The sequence below is a fragment of the Streptomyces sp. NPDC111628 genome, from assembly GCF_055635195.1.
The window spans coordinates 1,587,171-1,609,846 of record NZ_JBVKBZ010000002.1 but is presented as its reverse complement, the minus strand read 5'-3'; the positions used below and the strand labels follow the sequence as shown (position 1 = coordinate 1,609,846).

General features: G+C 72.9%; 16 protein-coding genes and 1 pseudogene. 9 read left to right on the top strand and 8 right to left on the bottom strand.

Going from position 1 to position 22,676, the window contains the following annotated elements; genetic code table 11:
- Window positions 1-172: 172 nt before the first annotated feature.
- Both ACZ7MF_RS14940 and ACZ7MF_RS14935 read left to right on the top strand, forming a co-directional pair.
- The gene (locus ACZ7MF_RS14940; protein ID WP_471477182.1) at window positions 173-2,584 is read left to right on the top strand and encodes an RICIN domain-containing protein; all 2,412 of its coding nucleotides are present in this window, start codon (window positions 173-175) and stop codon (window positions 2,582-2,584) included.
- Window positions 2,585-2,747: 163 nt separating this feature from the next.
- The gene (locus ACZ7MF_RS14935; RefSeq protein WP_471477181.1) at window positions 2,748-3,815 is read left to right on the top strand and encodes a LacI family DNA-binding transcriptional regulator; all 1,068 of its coding nucleotides are present in this window, start codon (window positions 2,748-2,750) and stop codon (window positions 3,813-3,815) included.
- Here the strand turns inward: ACZ7MF_RS14935 and ACZ7MF_RS14930 are convergent.
- Together ACZ7MF_RS14930 and ACZ7MF_RS14925 are read right to left on the bottom strand one after the other, a co-directional pair.
- The gene (locus ACZ7MF_RS14930) at window positions 3,764-4,081 is read right to left on the bottom strand and encodes a hypothetical protein (protein ID WP_471477180.1); all 318 of its coding nucleotides are present in this window, start codon (window positions 4,079-4,081) and stop codon (window positions 3,764-3,766) included. The genes ACZ7MF_RS14935 and ACZ7MF_RS14930 overlap by 52 nt on opposite strands.
- A 194-nt stretch (window positions 4,082-4,275) precedes the next feature.
- Window positions 4,276-4,671 (bottom strand): annotated as a pseudogene (locus tag ACZ7MF_RS14925) (phosphopyruvate hydratase); the annotation flags it as partial.
- Between the two features lie 635 nt (window positions 4,672-5,306).
- On the opposite strand from ACZ7MF_RS14925, the gene ACZ7MF_RS14920 reads away from it, so the two are divergent.
- Complete coding sequence (locus tag ACZ7MF_RS14920; RefSeq protein ID WP_471477179.1) at window positions 5,307-6,149, top strand: DUF899 family protein; 843 nt, start codon at window positions 5,307-5,309, stop codon at window positions 6,147-6,149.
- A 124-nt stretch (window positions 6,150-6,273) separates the two neighbouring features.
- Here ACZ7MF_RS14920 and ACZ7MF_RS14915 read toward each other — a convergent pair whose 3' ends face one another.
- On the bottom strand, window positions 6,274-7,275 hold the full coding sequence (locus ACZ7MF_RS14915) for a sugar phosphate isomerase/epimerase family protein (protein WP_471477178.1): 1,002 nt from the start codon (window positions 7,273-7,275) through the stop codon (window positions 6,274-6,276).
- Window positions 7,276-7,460: 185 nt separating this feature from the next.
- On the opposite strand from ACZ7MF_RS14915, the gene ACZ7MF_RS14910 reads away from it, so the two are divergent.
- The 4 genes from ACZ7MF_RS14910 to ACZ7MF_RS14895 are packed head-to-tail and all read left to right on the top strand — an operon-like array spanning window position 7,461 to window position 11,866.
- A complete protein-coding gene (locus ACZ7MF_RS14910) occupies window positions 7,461-8,342 on the top strand; it encodes a transketolase (RefSeq protein ID WP_471477177.1) in 882 nt (293 codons plus the stop codon).
- On the top strand, window positions 8,339-9,325 hold the full coding sequence (locus ACZ7MF_RS14905; protein WP_471477176.1) for a transketolase family protein: 987 nt from the start codon (window positions 8,339-8,341) through the stop codon (window positions 9,323-9,325). Before ACZ7MF_RS14910 ends, ACZ7MF_RS14905 begins: the two co-directional genes overlap by 4 nt.
- Complete coding sequence (locus tag ACZ7MF_RS14900) at window positions 9,322-10,863, top strand: FGGY family carbohydrate kinase (protein ID WP_471477175.1); 1,542 nt, start codon at window positions 9,322-9,324, stop codon at window positions 10,861-10,863. The genes ACZ7MF_RS14905 and ACZ7MF_RS14900 overlap by 4 nt, the downstream gene beginning before the upstream one ends.
- Before the next feature lie 10 nt (window positions 10,864-10,873).
- On the top strand, window positions 10,874-11,866 hold the full coding sequence (locus ACZ7MF_RS14895) for a sugar-binding transcriptional regulator (RefSeq protein ID WP_471477174.1): 993 nt from the start codon (window positions 10,874-10,876) through the stop codon (window positions 11,864-11,866).
- Window positions 11,867-11,916: 50 nt separating this feature from the next.
- Here ACZ7MF_RS14895 and ACZ7MF_RS14890 read toward each other — a convergent pair whose 3' ends face one another.
- From ACZ7MF_RS14890 to ACZ7MF_RS14880, 3 genes are read right to left on the bottom strand one after another with little or no spacing between them, the layout of a single operon-like run.
- Window positions 11,917-12,705, bottom strand: a complete 789-nt coding sequence (locus tag ACZ7MF_RS14890) for a DeoR/GlpR family DNA-binding transcription regulator (protein ID WP_471477173.1) — start codon at window positions 12,703-12,705, stop codon at window positions 11,917-11,919.
- A complete protein-coding gene (gene pdxA / locus ACZ7MF_RS14885) occupies window positions 12,702-13,754 on the bottom strand; it encodes a 4-hydroxythreonine-4-phosphate dehydrogenase PdxA (protein ID WP_471477172.1) in 1,053 nt (350 codons plus the stop codon). The genes ACZ7MF_RS14890 and pdxA overlap by 4 nt, the downstream gene beginning before the upstream one ends.
- Window positions 13,751-15,013: a four-carbon acid sugar kinase family protein gene (locus ACZ7MF_RS14880; protein ID WP_471477171.1), complete on the bottom strand. Its 1,263-nt coding sequence runs from the start codon at window positions 15,011-15,013 to the stop codon at window positions 13,751-13,753. The genes pdxA and ACZ7MF_RS14880 overlap by 4 nt, the downstream gene beginning before the upstream one ends.
- Window positions 15,014-15,206: 193 nt before the next feature.
- Between ACZ7MF_RS14880 and ACZ7MF_RS14875 the strand changes: the two genes are divergently transcribed.
- The gene (locus ACZ7MF_RS14875; RefSeq protein ID WP_471477170.1) at window positions 15,207-16,205 is read left to right on the top strand and encodes an aldo/keto reductase; all 999 of its coding nucleotides are present in this window, start codon (window positions 15,207-15,209) and stop codon (window positions 16,203-16,205) included.
- Between the two features lie 5 nt (window positions 16,206-16,210).
- Here the strand turns inward: ACZ7MF_RS14875 and ACZ7MF_RS14870 are convergent, their stop codons facing one another.
- A complete protein-coding gene (locus tag ACZ7MF_RS14870; RefSeq protein ID WP_471477169.1) occupies window positions 16,211-18,907 on the bottom strand; it encodes a family 78 glycoside hydrolase catalytic domain in 2,697 nt (898 codons plus the stop codon).
- A gap of 12 nt (window positions 18,908-18,919) precedes the next feature.
- Complete coding sequence (locus tag ACZ7MF_RS14865) at window positions 18,920-20,449, bottom strand: alpha-L-fucosidase (protein ID WP_471477168.1); 1,530 nt, start codon at window positions 20,447-20,449, stop codon at window positions 18,920-18,922.
- Window positions 20,450-20,499: 50 nt separating this feature from the next.
- Between ACZ7MF_RS14865 and ACZ7MF_RS14860 the strand changes: the two genes are divergently transcribed.
- Window positions 20,500-22,656: a beta-galactosidase gene (locus tag ACZ7MF_RS14860; RefSeq protein WP_471477167.1), complete on the top strand. Its 2,157-nt coding sequence runs from the start codon at window positions 20,500-20,502 to the stop codon at window positions 22,654-22,656.
- The last annotated feature ends 20 nt before the right edge of the window (window positions 22,657-22,676 follow it).

Genomic DNA, 22,676 nt, shown 5'->3' with positions numbered 1-22,676 from the left:
GATCGCCCCTTTGTCATGTCCCTGGACGGCTGAGTTCGGGCGTGCTGTCATGCCAGGGGCTCCTTTCCAACGTTGTAGGCGCACACCCGTCCCGCCTGCGCGTCCGAACCGTGACCCCTGTCGCTCACGCCCGCCCACCGACGAGGGCCCCGCCACCGACCGGAGGATCCGCATGTCCTTGCCCAGACGACGCCTCCTGCGCGACACCGCCCTGATCGTGACCGCGGCATCGGCCGTTCCCCCGTACGTCGCCGCGGCCGCGTCGGCGGCACCCGCGCCGCGGTCCGCCGCGGACCGGGCCCTGGCGCCGGACGCGCTGCTCAGGCTGCCGCCGGGCAGCATCGCCGCACACGGCTGGCTCGCCGGTCAACTGAGGCTCCAGCTGACGGGACTGTGCGGCCGCTACGAGGAAGTTTCCCACTTCCTCGACTTCGCCACGTCCGGCTGGGTCGACCCGGAGAACGGCGGCTGGGAGGAACTGCCCTACTGGCTGCGCGGATACGTACCGCTCGCCGTCGCCACCCAGGACCAGGACGCGCTCGCCAACGCCCGCAGATGGATCGACGCCGTCCTCGCGACCCAGCAGCCGGACGGATTCTTCGGCCCTCGGGCCCTGCGCACGGCACTCAATAGAGGGCCGGACTTCTGGCCCTTCCTCCCCTTGCTCATGGCTCTGCGCACCTGGGAGGAGTACTCGGGTGACCGCCGGATCGTGCCCTTCATGACCCACTTCCTGCTCTACATGAACGGCCAGGGCCAAGGTGCTTTCGACTCCAGCTGGGTGTCGTTGCGGTGGGGCGACGGACTGGACATCGCCACGTGGTTGCACCGCCGCACCGGCGACACCTTCCTGCTCGACCTCGCCGGGAAGATGCACACCTACGGCGCCGACTGGACGGGCGACCTGCCCAACCAGCACAACGTCAACATCGCGCAGGGATTCCGGGAACCGGCCCAGTACGCGCAGCTGACGGGCGACCCGGAACTGATCCGGGCCACCTACCGCACGTACGAACAGGTACTGAAGCGATACGGCCAGTTCCCCGGTGGCGGCTTCGCGGGGGACGAGAACATCCGCCCCGGCTTCAGCGACCCGCGGCAGGGCTTCGAGACCTGCGGCATCGTCGAGTTCATGGCCAGTCACCAACTGCTCACCCGTACCACCGGCGATCCGGTCTGGGCCGACCGGTGCGAGGACCTGGCCTTCAACCTCCTTCCCGCCTCCCTCGATCCCGACGGAAAGGGCGTGCACTACATCACGAGCGCCAACTGCGTCGACCTCGGCAAGGACCGCAAGACCCAGGGGCAGTTCCAGAACGGTTTCGCCATGCAGTCCTACCAGCCCGGCGTCGATCAATACCGCTGTTGCCCGCACAACTACGGAATGGGCTGGCCGTACTTCAGCGAGGAGCTGTGGCTCGGCACGCCGGACGGCGGGCTCGCCGCGGCCCTGTACGCCCCCTGCGAGGTGAACGCCGAGGTCGGAAAGGGGGTACGGGTCGGGGTGCGGGAAGAAACCGACTACCCCTTCTCCGAGACCGTCCGGCTGACGGTCTCCACCGAACAGCGCGTTTCCTTCCCGCTGCTCCTGCGCATACCGGGCTGGTGTCCCGATCCGGAGCTCAAGGTCAACGGCAGGGCGGTCGCGGCACCGCGGGGCCCGGCCTTCGCACGCGTCGAGCGCGCCTGGCGCGACGGGGACACGGTGACCCTGCGGCTTCCGCAGCGCACCGTACTGCGCACCTGGTCCGCCCAGCACGGTGCGGTCGGCGTCGATCGCGGGCCGCTCAGCTACGCGCTGCGGATCGGCGAGCGCTACGAGCGCTACGCGGGCGGTGACACCTTCCCGGAGTACGAGGTGCACGCCACCACCCCCTGGAACTACGGGCTGGTACCCGACACCCCTCTCTCGTTCCAGCCGCTGGACGGCCCGGTCGCCGACAATCCCTTCACCCACGGCACCGTCCCCGTACGGATCACGGCGCAGGCCCGGCCGATCGACGGCTGGATCGCGGACACCGAGCGGGTCGTCGCACCCCTGCAGCAGAGTCCGGCCCGCAGCGACGCGCCCGTGGAGACGGTCACCCTCATTCCCATGGGGGCCGCGCGCCTGCGCGTCTGCGCCTTCCCCACCGCCACCGAGGACGGGCACGCCTGGACTCCCGAACCCCCGTTCCGGCGAATTCTGAACAAGCACAGCAACAAGGTCCTCGCCGTGGACGGCATGTCGACCGCCAACAGCGCCCACGTCGTCCAGTTCGACAACTCCGGTACCGGCGACCACGCCTGGCAGCTGATCGACAAGGGCGAGGATTGGTTCCTGGTACGCAACGGGCACAGTGGAAAGGTCCTCGGCGTCGACAACATGTCCACCGCCAACAGCGCCCACGTCGTCCAGTACGAGGACAACGGCACCGCCGACCACCTGTGGACCTTGGAAGACCGCGGCGAGGGCTGGTTCCTCGTACGCAACCGGCACAGTGGAAAGGTCCTCGGCGTCGACAACATGTCCACCGCCAACAGCGCCCACGTCGTCCAGTACGAGGACAACGGCACCGCCGACCACCTGTGGCGGTTCGTCTGACGCTGCCGGTCACTTTCCGTGCTCCGTGGGCGCCGCACAATCTCCTTGTCAGCGGGGAGGCTCGCGACGTATAACGATGCGAGCCTGGTGCGAGCCTTCCCCCTGGGCGCCAGGAGCCGGCCCGCGGCCCCGGGCAGACGGTCGGGCGGCGGAGGGAACATCGATGCGGGTCAGCCTCAAGGACGTCGCCCTGCACGCGGGCGTGTCCATCAAGACCGTCTCGAACGTCGTCAACGACTACCAGCACGTCACACCCGCGATGCGCGCCCGGGTCCAGGCATCCATCGACGAGCTGGGCTACCAGCCGAACCTCACGGCACGTCACCTGCGCAAGGGGCGCACCGGAATCATCGCTCTCGCCCTGCCCGAACTCGGCAATCCCTACTTCGCCGAGCTCGCCACCGAGATCATCAACGCGGCGGCCGAACACGACTACACCGTGCTGCTGGACCACACCCGCGGCAGACGGGACCAGGAGATCCTCGTCAGTCAGGGGTTCCGGACACGCGTGATCGACGGCCTCGTGCTCAGCCCCATCGAACTGGAGGCGGAGGACCTGCGGTCGCGGACCGAGCAGGTGCCGCTGGTGCTGCTCGGCGAACGGGAGTACGACCTGCCCTACGACCACATCGCCATCGACAACGTGGCCGCGGCCCGTGCCGCCGTACGGCACCTCATCGGGCTGGGGCGCAGGAACGTGGCGTTCATCGGCGCCCGCCGAGGACACAGCCAGCCCGCGCATCTGCGCCTGCGCGGGTGGCGTGACGAACTCGACGCAGCCGGTCTCGTCGCGGACTCCCGGCTGGTGGCCGCGACCGACGGGTGGGAGCACGCCGACGGCGCGCGGGCCATGGCCGGGATGCTGGACTCCGGCCGTCGCCCGGACGCCGTGTTCGCCTACAACGACCTCATCGCGATCGGGGCACTGCGCGCCCTGTCCGAACGCGGACTGCGGGTGCCGGAGGACGTCGCGGTGGTGGGCTTCGACAACGTGGCCGAGGGACGGTTCGGGGCGGTGACCTTGACGTCCGTCTCACCCGACAAGGCGGCGATCGCCCGTATGGCGGTGGAGTCGGTCCTCGCCCAGCTGAACGGCGGGAAGCACCGAGGCCGGCGCATCCGGCCGGGGTACCGGCTGGAGAAGCGGGAGAGCACACTGGGAACGTCGGGCGCCCTTCCTCACTCACGCGATCCCACGTCTCCTGCCGGGAGACCACCGGCGCCGGCGTAGCTCGTCTCGGTCCGGGGGTCCGACTCGATCTCCAACAGGCGGCTCCATTTCGCGGTGCGTTCCGATCGCATGGTCGAGCCGACCTTGATCTGGACCCCGCCCCAGCCGACGGCCAGGTCGGCGATCCAGCGGTCCTCGCTCTCGCCGCTGCGCGCCGACACCACCGTGGCGGGGCCGGGCTTGACGAGGACTGCGTTGGCGCACTGCTCGTCGATCCCGCGGGCCACCCGGGCCGGATCGGTGACGAACGTCCTCCAGGGAGACAAACGGGTAGCGGGCGCACCACCGCGCCAGTTGGTCGAGCCAGGCGTCCGGTGTGAAGCGGCCTGCTTTGCGCGGGAACGCGCATCCGCCGTCCCGTGCCAGCCCGTTGGCCGCCGTGTCCACGGCGAGGCCCACCTGCTCCCCCGGCGCCAGCCCGGCGTCCTCGTTGCCGGACAGGGGGCGCGGCCAGACCTCCTTCGTCGGCCACCAGCGCGGTGCCGTGGCCCTGCTCCGCGAGCCACTCGGCCGCCTCGCGGCGGATGTCCGACGACCACCGCACGGCCTCGGAGAACGACTCCGCGGCCAGGGGAACGACCAGGATGTCCCGTACGTCGATCAGTCCCGCCGCGTGGGCACCGCCGGAGACGATGTTGACCAACGGGAGCGGAACCTGGGCCCGTTCCTCGCGGGCCAGCGCGGCGGCGACGGACACCGGGAGCACGGCGTTGCCCCCTAGCCACCCGAGGTCCGGGGTGCCGTCGGCCTCCTCCAGCGCGGCGTCGACGGTGCGGATGCCGGTGGCGTCCAGTCCGCGTGCCGCGTTGAACAGCTCGGTGCGGACATGCTCCACGGCGCGGCGCACCCCGCGGCCTGCGTAGCGCCGCGGGCGAGGACCTGTCCGTCATCACCTATGACGAGCTACCCGCCCCTTACAACCGTCGCCATGCCCCGGCAGGAACTCGGCGCCGGCGCCGTCGACGCCCTGTGGGAGCAGTTGAACGGCAACCCTCCACGCAACGTCAGGGTTCCCGCCCAGCCGACTGTCGTGCCCCGCCTGTCTGTGCGGCCGGCACGGCCCGGGCGCGCTGACTCACCTCATCGAAGCACTTGCTTGCACCCTGGCCGCGATGCGCGGTGCGGGCGGTCGCACCCAAGGTGCCCGCGCCGTACTGGAGCAAGTACGCGTGCGCCCTCACCAAGATCCACCTCGCGGCCGACGGCCCGCGGCGGCTCGGCGGAGGGGAACGCGCAATCGGGCCATCACAGCACTGAAGACGGGTGCCTCGCCAGCCTGTCCGGCAGTAGGACCAGGTGGGAGGCGTTGACGGCGCGTCAGCAGGTATGTGCGGAGACGATGAGCTTGTATGGCAGCCCACGCAAGGGTTCGTTGGCCCCTACGGTGAGAAACACGCCGCAGGTGGTGTGTTCGGAGACGGCAGAGCCGGGTCGGATGCGCGGGACGGCGATCCCGACCGGGAACTATGCGAATGATCCCAGGAGCCGCTGATGTCTGAGAACCCGAGCACGGCGCAACCGTCCGTCGTCGACCGCGCGGCCTTCGAACGGCAGTTGGAGGGGCTGCGGGCAAGGGAGAAGGCCCACACCCGCGAAGCCGACGCAATCGCCGCCGCGCGCCGCAGGCTTCCGATGGTCGAGGTGGCCGCCGACAGCACGCTACTGGGGCCGGACGGTCCCACGACGCTCCTGGACGCGTTCGAAGGGCGGCGCCAGCTGATCGCCTACTACTTCATGTGGTGGCCGGGCCGGCCGGCCGCCGAGCAGTGCGAAGGCTGTACCTGGGTGATGAGCCACGTGGGCGAGCTGGCCTATCTGCACTCCCGTGACATCACCTTCGCCGTGTTCTGTCAGGGACGGAACACCGCCTACGGCTTCGCGGACGCGCAGACGTCGTACGAGGAGAGCCTGCGCTACCGCGCCTTCATGGGCTGGACCATGCCGTGGTACTCCGCCCAGCCCTCGCTCGAGTCGCTTCTCGTCGGCCGGGAACTCGGCCTGTTCCACCTGGTGTGCTACCTGCGCGACCGCGACCGCGTCTTCGAGACGTACTGGACCAAACGGCGCGGGGCCGAGGCGGTCGACTACAGCTACGCGCTCATGGACCTCACGGCGTTCGGGCGCCAGGAGGACTGGGAGGACTCACCGGCAGGCCGGCCGCGGCTCGGGCACGCCACACGGACCCTGGGCGGGGCTCCCGACTGGCCGCCCCTGCGGGAAGAGCGGGCGATTGGACGTCCCACAGCACAGTGGCCACGCCTCGACGCCGGTCGCTCCGACGACCTGGGCGCGAGCGGCACCCGCCCAGCGACCGCGTCCGATCACTGCCACTGACGACGGACGGGCGAGCCCGGTTGCGCCGGGGCGCCTTCGCCGCGCCGGCGGAGGGGTGAGTCGAGGGGTCCGTCCTGACGACGGCGCACCCTGTCTTGAGCTCGGCCGGTTTCCCCGTCGCGTCTCACCCGCCGAGCAACGCGGTGCGCACGATGCGTTGAGCGGCCATCGCGTCGTGGCGTTCCTGGGCCGCCCGCAGCTCGTCGAGGGGCAGGAGCGCCGCCCGCTCGTCCAGGGCGCGCAGCGCGGCGACGGACTCGCGGACGGCGTCGCGCGGGTCCTCCCGGTACGGGAAAAGGTCGAGCTTGAGCGGCTCTTGCCAGTCCAGGGTTCGCACGACGTGCAGGAACTCCAGTGTTTCGACGAGGTGGAGTGAACCCGCGGTGAGGTCGTCGTCCCACTCGCGGTAGTTGTCGTCGAGTTCGATGTCCACGAGCCGCCCCATGGCGTGGGCGAGGCTCAGGGCCTGGGCGGGGTTCTCCTTGGCGAGCAAGGAGTGGCCGAAGTCGACGACGAGTCCGACGTTGTCCACGCCCATCTGCTCCACGGCGAGGAGGCTGGCCGCCGCCGTGGACCAGAACAGGCGGTTGCGGGGCTCCTTGAGCTTGTACTCGATGGCGAAGGTGACCTGGGGGTGGCTGCGGGCGATGTCCCCGATGCCCTCGACGGCGTGCCGGTACAGGGTGGGGTAGTCGACCTGGAACGGGTAGTCGTAGCCGTCCTGTCCGGGCCAGAACTTGACGTACCGTGCGCCCAGGGCACGCGCGACCTCGACCGCTTCGTGGCCGAGGTCGATGGCCCGGTGCCTGGTCGCCGCGTCGGGGCCGGTGAACGCGCCGTTGCGAAAGCCCCGGTCGTAGATGACCGGGGTGATGTTCACGGCCTTGAGGCCGTGCGTGTCGAGCGCCTTGCGCACGTCGTCGACCGACACGTCCGGGTCGAAGGGGTAGTTCAGGTCGAGTCCGGTCAGTTCACCCGTCTCCGCCGCGATCTCGATCGTGCGGAGGGTGGAGATCTCGGGTCCGTAGCCGTCGGTCGCGTACCGGTCGATGATCCGGCCGAAGCTCCACATGCCGCCGGCGAAGGAGAGGCCGGAGCGGTCGGTGCCGTTCTGCGTACGCGTCATGACAACCTCCTGAATATTCATTCATGCTGTGTTGCCCATTCGAGTCATGGACCGTACGACCGGGCGACGGCAGCGTCAAGGTCACCAACAGCCTCGGTTTTTCGGGTTGGTTGGAGGTTGACCGGTTGGCGTCGCGTGACACATCATCACCTCACATGGGCATCAGTACCTGAATGGATATTCACATGCTGAGCTTTGATCCCGAGAACTCGGCGCGGTTCCACGCGCTGCGAGGCCTCCTGCGCGACGCGGGTCCCGACCGGGCGCGCGACCTGCTGCGTCCCCTGTCCACCGAGGTGCGTCTCAAGGTGCTGGACATGATCGAGCGCGCCGGGCTCGGGCACGTCGGGGGCGACTTGTCCGTCACCGACATCCTGGTCACGCTGTACGGCGCCGTGCTCGACGTCGACCCGCGCCGTCCGCTCGCCCGCGACCGGGACCGTTTCGTCCTGAGCAAGGGGCACTGCGCCGCCTCGCTGTACGCCACCCTGGCCCGCTGCGGCTTCTTCCCGCCCGCCGAGACGGGCACGTTCGCCGGTGCGGACTCGGCGCTCGGCGGGCACCCCGACCGGCGCAAGGTGCCCGGTGTGGAGGCGAACACGGGACCGCTCGGGCACGGACTGCCGATCGGCGTCGGTTGCGCCCTCGCCGCGCGGCTCAGTGGCCGGCACTGGCGTACGTTCGTGGTGCTCGGCGACGGGGAGTTGCAGGAGGGCAGCAACTGGGAGGCCGCGATGGCCGCTTCGCACCACCGGCTGGGCAGCCTTTACGCGGTCGTCGACCGCAACGGCCTCCAGCAGGGCGACCGCACCGAGGAGACCGTCGGCCTCGAACCGCTGTCGGCGCGGTGGACGGCGTTCGGCTGGGAGGTCCGCGAAGTGGACGGCCACGACCATGCCGCGCTGCTCGGCGCGTTCGCGCCCGCCCGCGAGGACCGACCCGTGGCCGTCGTCGCGCACACCCGCAAGGGCCATGGGGTGTCCTTCATGGAGGACCGGGCCGAGTGGCATCACAAGGTGCCCGATCGCGACCAGGTCCGGGCCGCGGTGGCGGAGTTGACGCGATGACCCACACCGCGTCCGTGCCGGGGAGTGCCGCGGACGCGCTCTTCGACTGCCGGGACACGTTCGCCGCCGAGCTGGCGGCACTCGCCCGCGAGGACCCGCGCGTGGTGGCCGTCTGCAACGACTCGGTGGGCTCCAGCAAACTCGCCGGTTTCGCCGCCGAGTTCCCCGGACGGCTCGTGAACGTCGGGATCGCGGAACAGAACATGGTCGGGGTGGGGGCGGGCCTCGCGGCCGGCGGCATGGTGCCGTTCGTGTCGGCCGCGGCCCCGTTCCTCACCGGCCGCGCCCTGGAGCAGATCAAGGCCGACTGCGCCTACAGCGACCGGCAGGTCGTCCTGTGCGGGCAGAGCCCGGGTCTCGCCTACGGGGAACTGGGTCCGACCCACCACGGCGTCGAGGACCTCTCGTGGCTGCGGGCCGTCGCCGGTCTGCCGGTCCTGGTGCCCTGCGACCGCGCCCAGACTCGGGCCGCGCTGCGCTGGGCCCACGCCCATACCGGCCCCAGTTACATACGGGTGCCGCGGTTCAAGGTGCCGGATGTGGTCGGCGCCGACGCGCCGTTCGCTCCGGGGCGGGCGGTGACCCTGCGGGAGGGCGGCGACGTCACCCTCCTCGCGGTGGGCACCCTGGTCTCCCGGGCGCTGGCGGCGGCCGGGACCCTCGCGACCGCGGGTGTCGAGGCGCGCGTGATCACGACGCCGTTCGTGGCACCGCTGGACGAGGCCGTGGTACTGCGGGCGGCCGACGAGACCCGGGGGCTGGTCACCGCGGAGGAGGGCACGCTCAGCGGCGGGCTCGGTGCGGCCGTCGCCGCGCTCACCGCCCGGCACCGGCCGGTCCCGATGCGCATGCTCGGCGTGGACGGATTCGCGCCGACCGGCGACGCGGAGTTCCTGCTCGGCCATTTCGGCCTGACCGCCACCGGACTGCACGACGCCGCGCTCGACGTACTCGGACACGCTCCGCACAAGGCCCGGCGGTGAACGCCGGACAGGGCGGCGGCCCGCTGCTGCTCGCCGTCGACCAGGGGACCTCCGCCACCAAGGCGCTCCTCGTCGACGCCCGGGCCGGGATCGACGCACGAACCGAGGTGGTCGCCCGTGCCTCGGTCCCGCTCGGCTGCGACCACCCGCACCCGGGCTGGGTCGAGCAGAGCGCCGACGCGATCTGGGACAGCGTGCGCGAGGCCGTGCGCCGGGTGCTCGACGGACACGATCCCGCCCGTGTCGCGGGCCTGGCCCTGTCCACGCAGCGCGAGTCGTGCCTGCTGTGGGAACGCTCCTCCGGCCGTCCGCTCGGTCCGGTGATCGGCTGGCAGGACCGGCGTACCGCTCCCCTCCCCGACCGTGTCGCCGCCGAGCCCGGCGCGGGGCGCGTCCGCGAGGTGACGGGACTGCCGCTGGACCCGATGTTCAGCGCGCTCAAGGCACGCTGGCTGCTCGACACGCACGACCCGGACCGGGTGCGGGCACGGCGCGGGGAGCTGTGCCTGGGCACGGTCGACTCCTGGCTGCTGTGGTGTCTGGGCGGCGTCCACGTGACGGAGACCGGCAACGCCGCACGGACACAGCTCTGCAACATCCGCACCCGGCAGTGGGACCCAGAGCTCCTCGCTCTCTTCGGCGTGCCTCGTGAGGCGTTGCCGCGCGTTCTCTCGTCCGTCGGTCCGTTCCCCTCGGTGCGCGGTCTGCCGCCGCTGCGTGCGGGTACGCCGGTGGCCGCCGTCCTCGGCGACTCGCACGCGGCGCTGCTGGGCCACGGCGTGTGCGCTCCGGGCAGCGTCAAGGTGACGTACGGGACCGGTTCCTCCGTCATGGGTCTGGTGCCCGGTCCCGTCCCGCTCGGTGACTCGCCGCTGTGCCTGACGCCGGCCTGGGACGACGGGTCGGAGGTGGCATACGCGCTCGAGGGCAACATCCTTTCCAGCGGCGCCACGGTGCGCTGGCTCGCCGGGCTGCTGGGCACCGGCGAGCGGGAACTGTCCTCGCTGGCGGCCTCCGACAGCGCCGGCGTCCACATCGTCCCGGCCTTCGGCGGGCTCGCGGCACCCTGGTGGGACCCGGGCGCCACCGGAGTGGTCAGCGGCCTGACCCTCGGCTCGGGTGGACCCCAACTGGCTCGCGCCGCACTGGAGTCGGTGGCCTTCCAGGTGGAGGATGTCGTCGCCGCCATCGACCGCGCGGCCGGGACGGTCACCACCCTGCTCGCGGACGGCGGCCCCAGCGGCGACGACCTTCTGATGCGGATCCAGGCCGACGTCTCCGGCCGCGTGGTACGCCGCCCGCAGGTGCGTGACGCGTCCGCCCTCGGTGCCGCCCGCCTCGCGGGCCGGGCTCTGGGCCTGTTCACCGCGGCGTCACCGCCGCGGCCGCCGGCGTACGACGACTTCCGGCCGGATGCGGCATACGCCGACGCCGTGCGGGCACGGCGGCTGGACGGCTGGCATGCCGCGGTGGCGCGGGCGTTGAGCGGGGGGAACCCCGGCGCCCGTCCCGTCCCCGGCACGCGCCCGGGTCAGTAGGGTGCGGAGCGTGGCCAATGGAACCGACCTCACCGCGACCGTGTCCGTGGACCGGCTGCGTCTGCTCGTGCGGGTGGCGCGCATGTACCACGAGCGCGGCATGCGCCAGAGCGAGATAGCCGACCAGCTCGGGCTCTCCCAGGCGGGCGTCTCGCGTCTGCTGCGCACGGCCGCGCAGCACGGTGTGGTGCGCACCGTGGTGGTGGCGCCGCCCGGCATCCACAGCGACACCGAGGACGCGCTGGCCGAGCGGTACGGGCTCACGGACGCCGTGGTCGTGGAGGCTGCCGACGTTCCCGAACGGCCGGCTCTGCTGCCGCGGGCCCTGGGCGCCGCCGCGGCCGGGTATCTGGAGACGGCGTTCCGGCCCGGTGACGTGATCGGTGTCTCCACCTGGAGCGAGACGCTGCTCGCCGCGGTCGACGCGATGGAGGGGCGTTCGCGGGCGGGCGCGGCGACGACGGTCGTACAGCTGATGGGCGGGATGGGCGATGCGCAGGGGCAGGTGCGGGCCACGCGACTGACCGCGCGGCTGGCCGAACTGACCGGCGCCGCCCCGCTGTTCGTGCGCGCGCCCGGCCTCGTGGGTTCCGCTCAGGCCCGGCTCTCGCTGGTGCGCGACCCGGCCGTCGCGGAGGTCGACCGCGCGTGGCAGCAGGTGAGCGTCGTCCTGGTGGGCGTCGGCAGTGTCGAGCCTTCGCCGCTGCTGCGGCTGAGCGGCAACGCGGTGGCGGACGAGGAGCTGCGGCGGCTGCGCGAGACGGGTGCCGTCGGCGACATCTGCCAGCGCTTCTTCGACGCGGACGGCGTGCACGTCGACGCCGGACTCGGGGAGCGCACCATCGGCATCTCGGTGGACCAGCTGCGGGGGGCGCCGCGGCGCATCGCCGTCGCCGGGGGTGCGCGCAAGTACGCGGCAATCCGGGCGGCGCTGCGGGGGCGGTGGCTGACGGCGCTGGTCACCGACCTGGGAACGGCCGAGCGGCTGCTCGCGGAGGAGTGACCCGAGGGGCCGGTGCCTTCGCCCGTGGTGTGCGGCGGGCGCCGGGTGCGTCATCGGTCGGCCGGGTCGGCGAGGAGGACCTCGACTCCGCGGGCGCGCAGGGCGCGGACGTGGGCCGGCTCCGCCGCCGCGTCGGTCACCAGGGTCCACCCGGGCTGCCAGGGGGCCCAGGCGTGGAACGGGGCCGCTCCGAGTTTCGCCGCGTGGGCGAGAACGTACACCCGGTGCGCTCGTCGGGCCATGAGCTCCTTGAGCCTGATCTGTTCCGTGCCCGCCTCGCAGATGCCGAGTTCGGGTGAGACGCCGTCGGTGCCGAGGAAGGCCGCGTCGAACGTCATGCGTTCCAGGGCGGCCTCGGTGAGCGGGCCGACGAACGCGTGGCTGACCGGCCGGTAGGTGCCTCCCAGGCAGGTGACGTGCACACCCTCGGCGTGGCCGAGTGCGACGACCGCCGTCAGGCTCGGTGTCACAACGGTGAGGTCGCCCCGGGTGCCACGCAGTCCGCGGGCGAGTGCCGCGACGGTGGAACCCGCGTCGAGGAGGATGGTCTGCCCCGGTCCGACGTGCGTGGCGGCGAGGGCCGCGATGGCCTGCTTGGCCTCCCCGGCCTCGGCGGTGCGTCGGTGGAGCGAAGTCTCGGCGGGTGCGGTGGTGAGCGCCATGGCGCCGCCGTAGGTGCGGGCGAGGCGTCCGTCGGCGGTGAGCCTGGCGAGGTCCCGGCGGATCGTGGAGGGGCTCACGGCCAGCCGCGCGCTGAGCTCGTCGACCCCGGTGAGGCCGGTGTCCTCGGCCAGGGTGACGATGCGCTCTCGGCGGGCGCGGGCGGCGGCGCCGCTCATCGGTGCCTCTCGGTGGCCAGGGCGACCGCCTGCCGGAGCGCCTCGACCATGCTGTCGGCACGGGCGGTTCCGGTGCCCGCGATGTCGAAGGCGGTGCCGTGGTCGACGGAGGTGCGGATGACGGGGAGCCCCACGGTCACGTTGACGCCGTTCTCGATGCCGAGGACCTTGACGGGGGCGTGGCCCTGGTCGTGGTACATCGCCACGATCAGGTCGTAGTCCCCGCGTGCCGCGAGGAAGAAGGCCGTGTCGGCGGGCAGCGGGCCGTGTACGTCGATGCCGTCGGCGCGCAGCGCGGTGAGGGCGGGGACGATCTTCGACTCCTCCTCGCCGTGGCCGAAGAGGCCGTTCTCGCCCGCGTGCGGGTTGATGCCGCACACGCCGATGACAGGGGCGGCGGTGCCGGCCCGGACCAGGGCCTCGTGTCCGCGGCGCACGGTGCGTTCGACGAGCGGCGGGTCGATCCGGCGCACGGCCTCGAGCAGGCCGAGGTGGGTGGTGACGTGGATGACCTTCAGGCCTGGTGTCGTCAGCATCATCGACACCTCGTCCACGCCGGTCAGCCGTGCGAGGAGCTCGGTGTGTCCGGCGTAGGGGTGGCCCGCCAGGCGCAGTGCCTCCTTGTTGAGGGGGGCCGTGCAGATGGCGTCGACGGCCCCGTCCACGGCGAGTCGTGCCGCCTCCTGGACGTACCGGTGGGCGGCCTCTCCCGCGGCGGCCGACAGGCGTCCCCAGGGCAGGTCGTCGGGGAGCAGGTCCAGGTCGACGACGTTGACGTGGCCGGGTGTCCATACGGCGTGTCCGGGACCCGTCACGGACACGACGGCGTCGTCGCTGCCGACGAGCCCGGCGGCCTGCCGCAGTCTGCGGGCGTCGCCGATGACGAGGGGCCGGCAGCGTCGGGCGGTGTCCTGGTGCGCGAGCGCGGCCATGACGACCTCGGGGCCCACGCCCGCGCCGTCGCCCATGGTGACCGCGACGACGGGGCGGCGGTCGACGGGCGGCGCGGTCGTGCGGGGACGGGCGGGGGTGTGGTCTGCGGGGTTCATCGCGGTCCTCCGTCGGATGCGTACGGTTCCTGAGGTGCCCGGCCCTGGTCCGTGCGCAGTGCGCCCACCATGCGCAGCAGCGAGTCCGGGCCGCCGAAGCCGCCGGGACGGGTGACGACCCCGCGGCCGTCGACGGTGCGGCAGTGCACGGCGCCGTGGTGCACCTGTGCCACCGGCAGCAGGGTCGTGACCGCCAGCTCGTCCAGGACGCGGCGGGCCGTCTCTCCGCCGGTGAGCACGAGATCCGCGTCCTCGGGCAGCACGGCGCCGACGCTGCGGGCGAGGGCATGCGCCAGGCGGGGCGCGGCGGACGGGTCCAGGGCCCGGGCCCCGGCGATGCTGAGAACCGAGACCGTGGCGCCTTCCAGGGCGGCCCGCGTGCGGGCGGTCGGGAATGTGCCGTCGCCGGGAACGAGCAGCGACTCGGCGGACAGCGCGGAGTGCCGGGCGCCGTGCCGGGTCAGTTGCGCGATCTGCGCAACGGCGCCCGGGTGCGCCGTGCCGACGACGACCACGACCGGGCGCGGCCCGACGGGCACCGGGCCCGGGTCCGTGCGGGGCGCCACCGGTCCGCACAGCCGTCCCAGCGCGGCCGAGAGGCCACCCGATCCCGCCAGCCGTACGGTGTGCGGCAGCCGCAGTACGGCCTTGGCGACGGCGTCCAGGTCCGCGTCCGTCTCGGCGTCGCACACCACGGGTGCTCCGCGGGCGAGGGCCGAACGCAGGCTCCCGTCGAGGTGCGTTGGTCCCGCGCGCACCCGGTCCAGGGTCAGGACGGTCGTGTCGGCGCGGCCCAGTGCCTCGGCCACCGAACGCGGCACCGGCCCCGGCTCCGCACGCCAGACGTCCGTGTGGTGCAGGGGTACGCCGTGCAGCCGTACGACGCCGTCGCGTACCGTCCGTCCGGCGGCGGGTACCGCGGGCGCCACCACGAGGCCACTCGCGCCGGCCGCGAACTCCGCCGTCTCGGCGGCGAGATGGCCCCGGAGCAGAGAGTCGGCCTTCTTCAGCAGACGGGCACCGGTCACCGCGTGCCGCCGTACCGCGTGTGCGACGAGCCGGGCCGCGCCGGCCGGGGTGCGGCGGCGCGAGTCGAGGTCGATCACCGGGTGCTCCCACGGACGTACCTGTGCGGCCGGGTCGAGCAGGATCCTTCGGCAGCCGGGGAGCACGGCCGCGCACTCGGCGGCGCCGGACAGGTCGTCCGCGAGTACCACGAGAGGAGAACCGGCGGGCCGGTCGGGCGGGTTGAGCGACATGCGCAGCAGTCCCCTTCCCTCTGCGGACGTGTCCTTCGGCGATCCAGCATGACAGTGCTGCGCAGTCCACGCGAGAGGCTTGCGCGAATCGCGCAGGACTGCGACCGTCGTGCGGGCGGCCACGGCCGGCGCCCGAGGTCCGAAGAGCCCGGCGAAACCGACGCACTCCCGCGTCCGTGGAAGGGAATCACCCATGGCCACCGCACCCGCCGCCGTCGACCTACCGAACGTTCCCGTCCCGCTGTCCCCGCTCGTGCTCGGCACCATGACCTTCGGCGACACCGTCGACCGCGCCCGGGCCGCCAGGCTCCTGGACATGGCCCTCGACGCCGGTGTCACAGGCGTGGACACGGCCAATGTGTACGCGGGCGGCGAGACGGAACGCATCCTCGCGGAACTGCTCCCGGGCCGGCGCGATCGCGTCGTCCTGGCCACCAAGGCCGGTATCCCGCATCCCGACCAGGGCGAGCACGCGCCGCTTTCGCGGGCCGGGCTGCGCGCCGCCCTCGAGGGGAGCCTGAAGCGGCTCCGCACCGACCACGTCGATCTCTTCTATCTGCACCAGCCCGACCACGTCACCCCGCCCGCCGAAACCGTGGCGGCCGTGGCGGAGTTCGCCGCCGAAGGGCGGATCCTGGCCCTGGGGGTGTCCAATCACTCCGCCTGGCGCATCGCCGAGCTCATGCGTCTCGCCGACGAGTTGGGCGCCCCGCGACCCGTGATCGCCCAGCAACTGCACAATCTGCTGGCCCGGCGCATCGAAGAGGAGTACACCGGATACGCCGCGCATCCCGCCTCCCACGGGCTGCGCACCATGGCCTACAACGCGCTGGCCGGAGGCCTGCTCACCGGGCGCTACCGCGAGGGACAGGCGCCCGGCGCCGGGCGGTTCGGGACCTCTCGGCTCGCGGCCGCCTACCAGGACCGGTACTGGCACGACGGACTGTTCGCCGCCGTGGACCGGCTGCGGGCTGTCGCCGACGGCGCCGGGACAGCGCTCCCCGCGCTCGCGCTGCGCTGGCTGCTGCACCGCGAGTCGACCGACGCGGTGCTGATCGGCTGTTCCGGCGAGGCCCAGTTGCGCGCCAACCTGGAGGCGGCCGCCGCGGGCCCGCTGCCGGGGGACGTACTGGCGGCGTGCGACGAGGTGGGGGCACACCTGCGCGGGCCCATGCCCGCCTACCACCGCTGATCCAGTCACCGGCGACCCCGCGGCGCGTCGCAGCCGCAGTCGTCCTTCGCGACGAAGGGATGGCCCAGCGCGGTGACCGGCGCGTCCTGCGCGGCGTACGGCACCTCGAGGACGTGCCGTCCCGCGCCTCTCGTCAACGGGCCGTCACGGTCCGGGAGATGAATGTCGGCCACCGCGCCGGGCGGCACCAGGAGCTCCACCACGAGCCGCGTGCCCTCGATGCGCCAGCCCGCCTCCGCCCGCCCGTAGGGGGTGTGATGGGCGGCCCACGCCCGGGTGAGCGTGCCGCCGGGGCACGGTGCCACCCGGATGCGCCGCCACCCCGGTTCGGCCGCGGCGAGGCCGGCGACCCTGCGGTGCAGCCAGTCGGCGACCGAACCCAGGGCGTAGTGGTTGAAGGACGTCATCTGTCCCGGGTTGACGCTGCCGTCGGGCAGCATCGAGTCCCAGCGCTCCCACACGGTGGTCGCGCCCATCGTCACGGGGTACAGCCACGACGGACAGTGCCGCTCGGCGAGCATGCGGTGGGCGAGCCGGACGTGTCCGGCCTCGTCAAGGGCGTCACAGATCAGCGGGGTCCCGGCGAAGCCGGTGGCGATCCGGAAGCCCGCTCGGCGCACCAGCTCCGCCAGACGTTCCCCCGCCCGCCGGCGTTGCCGCTCCCCAGGCAGCAGGCCGAAGCACAGGGCCAGGGCGTAGGCGGTCTGCGAGTCGGAGGCCAGCCTGCCCGCCGGGGTGACGAACTCGCGGGCGAAGGCGGCGCGCAGCCGGGTGGCCAGGGCACGGTGCCCGTCGGCGTCGTCCTTCTCGTCGAGGAGGTCCGCGATCCGGGCCAGCAGGTCCGCCGAGTGGATGAGGTGGGCGGCGGCCACGAGTTCGGCGTCGGTGCGGGCGGCCGCGGGGTCGTCGGGCGGGGCGGCGGGATCGAGCCAGTCCCCCAGCTGGCCCGGGTCCCGCCAGAGCCCGCCGCCCTCCTCGGCCAGTCCGGCGGCGAGCCCTACCCAGGCCGTCATGGACGGGTACTGGGTGCGCAGCAGGCCGAGGTCGCCGCTGTCGCGGTAGAGGGCCCACGGCACCAGGACGGCGGCGTCGCCCCACAGGGCGTGCGGCTGGTCGCCCGCGGGCGGGTCGAGGATGTCGGGGACGACGAGGGGTACGGAGCGGTCGGGGCGGGCCAGTTGCTCGGCGGCGAGGTCGCGGAGCCAGCCGCCCAGCATGCCGGAGCAGTCGTGGAGGAAGGACGCGGTGGGGGCGAAGACGGCGATGTCGCCGGTCCAGCCGAGGCGTTCGTCGCGCTGCGGGCAGTCCGTGGGGATGTCGACGAAGTTGCCGCACAGGGACTGCACGACGTTCTCGTGCAGCCGGTTCAGCAGGGGTTCTGAGCTGTCGAACCAGCCCGTGCGCTCCAGGTCGGTGTGGAGCACGACCGCCTCGACGGCGGCGGGGTCGAAGGTTCCGGGCCAGCCTTCGATCTCGGCGTAGCGGAAGCCGTGGAAGGTGAAGCGGGGTTCGTACGTCTCGGGTGCGCCGGTGCCGCGCAGGACGTAGGTGTCGGTGGCGGCGGCCAGGCGCAGGGGACGCAGGGCGAGTTCACCGTTCTCCAGGGCCTCGGCGTGGCGCAGCGTGAGGGTGTGTCCGGCCGGTCCGGTCACACGCAGGCGCAGGCGGCCCACCAGGTTCTGCCCGAAGTCGACGACGGTGCGTCCGCCGGGCGTGGTGAGCACCTCCTGGACCGGGACGGTACGGGTGCGGCGCACCGGCGGGCCGGTGGGTGCGGTCAGTTCGGCGGTGGGCGCGGGCAGTTCGCGCGCCCGTGCCCAGTCGTGGGTGTCGTGCCCCGGGCGGGACCATCCGTCCCGCTCCAGGCGGGCGTCGTACATCTCGCCGTCGTAGAGCTCGGAGCGCAGCAGCGGTCCGGTGCTCCAGCGCCAGTGGCCGTCGCTGGTGACGGTCCGGGTGCGGCCGTCGGCGTGATGGATCTCCAGCTGCGCCAGCAGGGCCCGTCGGCGGCCGTAGTGATGACGCCGGCCGCCGTCCCAGCCGAGGCGGCCGGTGTACCAGCCCTCGCCGAGCAGGGCGCCGATCGTGTTGACTCCGGGCCGCAGCAGGGCGGTGACGTCGTGCGTGCGGTAGCGCAGCCGGTACCGGTAGGAGGTCCAGCCGGGTTCCAGGACCTCGTCTCCGACGCGGACGCCGTTGATCTCCGTCTCGTACATGCCGTAGGCGGTGGTGTACAGGCGCGCCGACACGACGTCGCCGTCGACGCGGAAGTCACGGCGCAGCAGGGCCACCGGCAGGGCGTCCTCGGGGCCGTCGCCGCTGTCCGGCGTGACGGGGCGGGCCGTCCAATCGGCGGCGTGCAGCAGGCCCGCCTCGACGTCGGCGGGTTCGGACCAGGGGCTGGGGGTGTCGTCCGCGCCGCCCCACACGCGCACCTGGACGGTGACGCGTTGGCGGGAGGCGAGCGGCGGGCCCGGCCAGGGCACCAGCACGCTGTCGGCGCCAGGGGTGCGGCCGGTCTCGGTGATCGTTTCGCCGTCGGCGGCCGTGATTCTCACCTGGTGGGCTCGCTGGCTCCAGCCGGGCTCGTCGGTCTCGGTGCGCCAGCTCAGTCGCGGTGCGGGCTCGCCGATGCCGAGCGCCTCGCGGTGGTGCTCGAAGACGGGGGTGGTCACCGTCATGGGGTACGGCACAGGGGTCACGGTGGGGCCTCCTCAGTCCAGTTCGATCCGCAGTACCTGCGCGTACGGGGTGGGCGGCCGGTCGGGCAACTGCACGTCCAGGGAGTCGCGGCCGGCGGTCCACCGGACGGGGGCGTCGGTGCCGAGCAGGGTGACCCGGCGGGGTGCTCCCGTGACCAGGCCCCGTGCGGTGCCCAGGCTGCGGATGCGGGCGGTGCGGTCGTCCGGCCAGGCCATGAGGAAGGCGTAGAGCGTGCCGCCGTCCCCAGGTTGTCGGGTGAAGCGGATGTCCCGGGGTGTGTAGGTGAGCGCCTTCTCCCGTGCGCGGTCGCCGGTGACGTTGGTCGGGCCCTCCCCGTGCACCGTCCAGGGCCGGCTGCCGAAGACGGCCTCGCCGCAGCGTTCTGTCCAGGCGCCCAGGGAGTCGAGGACGGTGCCCGTCTCCTCGTCGATGGTGCCGTCGGGAAGCTGGGGGACGTTGAGCAGCAGGCAGCCGTTCTTGCTGACGGTGTCGATCAGGAGGTGCACGATCTCGGCGGCCGTCTTGTAGCGTTCGCCGTCCCGGTAGAACCAGTCGCCGATGCTGGTGTCGTACTGCCACGGGTGCGAATCGAGCCCGCCGAGCTGGCCGCGTTCGACGTCCAGCAGCACGGCGCCGCGGTCCTCGTCGGGGATGGTCTTGATGCTGACGGTGCCCTGGGGCCGACGGAAGTAGTAGTCGGCGAGGAACTCCAGGCCCCGGCGGCTGGGCGGCGCGGCCGGGCACACACTGCCCTCGTCGAAGGGCATCCGGGAGTCGTCGAGGTAGACGAGGTCCGCGTCGTGGCGGAAGGTGACGTCCCGCAGCCGGGCGTAGAAGTCGTCGACGAACGCGGCGTCCGGCCTCTCGCCGGGCCGGCGCGGGCGGCCGTAGAAGGCGCGCGGGTCGAGCCCCTCCCACCAGGTCCCGCGCCCGTCGGCCGCCGTGAGGTGTCCGTCGTACGGGACGCCCGCGTACGGGCCGTCCGTGTCCTGCGCGAAGGCTGCGTCGAGCCAGCGCCAGGTCCAGGACCCGGCGTGCATGCTCACGCCGAAGCGCAGCCCGGCCGCGCGGGCGGCGGCGGCCCAGCGGGCGACGATGTCGGTGCGCGGACCGACGTTGACGGAGTTCCACGGCTGGTGGGCGGAGTCCCACAGGTCGAAGTTGTCGCAGTGGGCGGCGAGGGACACGAAGTAGCGGGCGCCGGTGCGGCGGAAGCGGTCCATGAGTGCCTCCGGGTCGAACCGCTCGGCCCGCCAGGCGTGGCACAGGTCCTTGTGGCCGAAGCGGGAGGGGTGCCCGAAGTGCCGGCGGTGGTGCTCCGTCTGCCGGGCGGTCCGCTCGCGTTCGAAGCCCTCGGTGCCCTCGTAGGGGCCGTAGAGATGGCGGGCGTACCAGTCGCCCCTGCGGGCGGCGGACTGCGGGCCCCAGTGCGCCCAGATGCCGAGCTTGGCGTCACGGAACCAGTCCGGAACGCGGTGCTCACGCAGGGAGGCCCAGTCGGGCTCGTACGGGGTTGCCATCCGGTCGTGGTCAGAGTTCACGCAACTCCCCTTCCATTGACGGCATTCAGCTGGCATGCCACCTTCTGGGCATGTCGGATCACCTGAGGCGAACATCTGCGGGCACGAACGACCGGGTCCGGGTGGGAACCGCGTACTACCACGAGTACCAGCCCACGGACCGGCTGGAGTCGGACCTCGATCTCATGGCCGAGACGGGAATCTCCCTGATCAGGATCGGTGAATCGGTGTGGTCCACCTGGGAGCCGCGCGACGGTGTCTTCGACCTGGACTGGCCGGTCCCCGTCCTGGACGGGGCGCACGAGCGCGGCATCGGTGTGCTGCTCGGGACGCCCACCTACGCGGTTCCGCCCTGGCTGCAGCGGGCCCACCCGGAGATCGCCGCGGTGCGCGCGGACGGCCGCCGGGTGCCGTGGGGTGCCCGGCAGGAGGTGGACTACACGCACCCGGTGTTCCTGCGGTACGCGGAGCGGGTGGTGCGCCGCATCGTCTCCGCGCACGCCGGCCACCCCGCCGTGGTGGGATTCCAGGTCGACAACGAGCCGGGGCTGCTGCTGCACAACCGCAGGGTGTTCGAGGGGTTCGTGGCGCGGCTGCGGGAGCGCTACGGGGACGTGGACGCGCTCAACGAGGCGTGGGGACTGACCTACTGGTCGCACCGGCTGTCGTCGTGGGACGAGCTGTGGACCCCGCGGGGCAACACCACCCCCTCGTACGACCTGGCCTGGCGCCGCCACCAGGCCGCTCTGACGGCCGAGTTCATCGCCCGGCAGGCGGCGATCGTCCGCGAGTCGGCCCGTGCCGACCAGTACGTGACCACCTGCCTGGCGGTCACCAGGCCCGCGGTCGACGAGGAGGCGGTGACCCGCGCGCTGGACGTGGCGGCCGGAAACGTCTACTACGCGGCACAGGACGAGCTCGCCCTGCCCGACACGGGCCGGCGGCACGAGGGCGGCTGGTTCGGCCAGGGGGTGTGGCAGCTGTACCAGTCGGCGGACCGGCTGTGGGGCGCGCGTCAGGAGCCGTTCCTGGTCACGGAGACGAACGCCACCTCGATCGGCGGGTCGCACACCAACAGGCCCGGGTACGACGGTCAACTGCGGCAGGCCGCCTGGGCGCTGGCCGCGCGTGGGGCGCGGCTGGTGCAGTACTGGCACTGGCACACGCTGCCGTACGGGGCGGAGACCTACTGGGGCGGCATCCTCGGGCACGCCCTCGAACCGGGCCGGACACAGCGCGAGGTGCGGCGGGTGGCCGAGGAGTTCGAGGCGGCCGGGGATGCGCTGACGGGCCTGGTCCCGGACGCGGACGCCGTGCTCGTCCGGTCGGTGGAGAGCGACTGGGCGATGCAGTTCCAGCCGCCGCTGTCCCGCCCGGGCACGTTCGATCCCGACCCGAGTGCGTACGCGCGCGTTTTCGGGGCGTTCTACAAGGGGTTCTTCGATGCGGGGGCACAGGCCCGGATCATGTCCCCGGGGCAGCTGACGACGGCGCTGCGCCGCGGGAGCGCGACCGGCTCCGGCTCGCTCACCGGCACCCTGGTCGTGCCCGCGCTCCACGTCTGCGACGACGAGACGCTCGCTCTCCTCGACGCATACGCGCGGGGCGGCGGACATCTGATGGTGACGTTCAGGACGGGATACGCCGACGTCGAGGCGCGGGCCCGGGCCGAGGTCGCGCCAGGAGCCGCTCTGCGTGCGGCCACCGGCATCCACTACCTGGAGTACGCGAACCTGCCCGGCCCTGTGGAGGTCACGGCGACCGCGGGGTCGTCGTTGCGGCTGGCCTCCGGGACGCGGGCTCTGGAGTGGGCGGACGGCGTCGAGGTGGACGATGCCCGGGTCCTCGCCCACTACCGGCACCCGCACTTCGGACGGTGGCCGGCCGCGACCGTCCGGGACCACGGCCCGGGCCGGGTCACGTACGTCGGGACACTTCCCGACTCCGCGTTCGCCGAGGCATTGGCCCGGCACGCCACCGACGGGGCCACGGCGGCGGCCCGTTGGGAACCCCTGCCCGCGACGGTGACCGTGACGTCGGCGCGCAACGCGCACGGACAGCGGCTCCGGTTCGTGCACAACTGGGCGTGGGACCCGGTACGGGTCGCCGTGCCCGAAGCGGTCCGCGACGTCCTCGGCGAGGAGCGGCTCGCCGCCGGCGACGGGCTGGAACTGGGGGCGTGGGACGTACGGGTGCTCCTCGCCGAGGGCGACCGCACCGGCCCCTGACGGGCGTTCGTCGGCTGCCC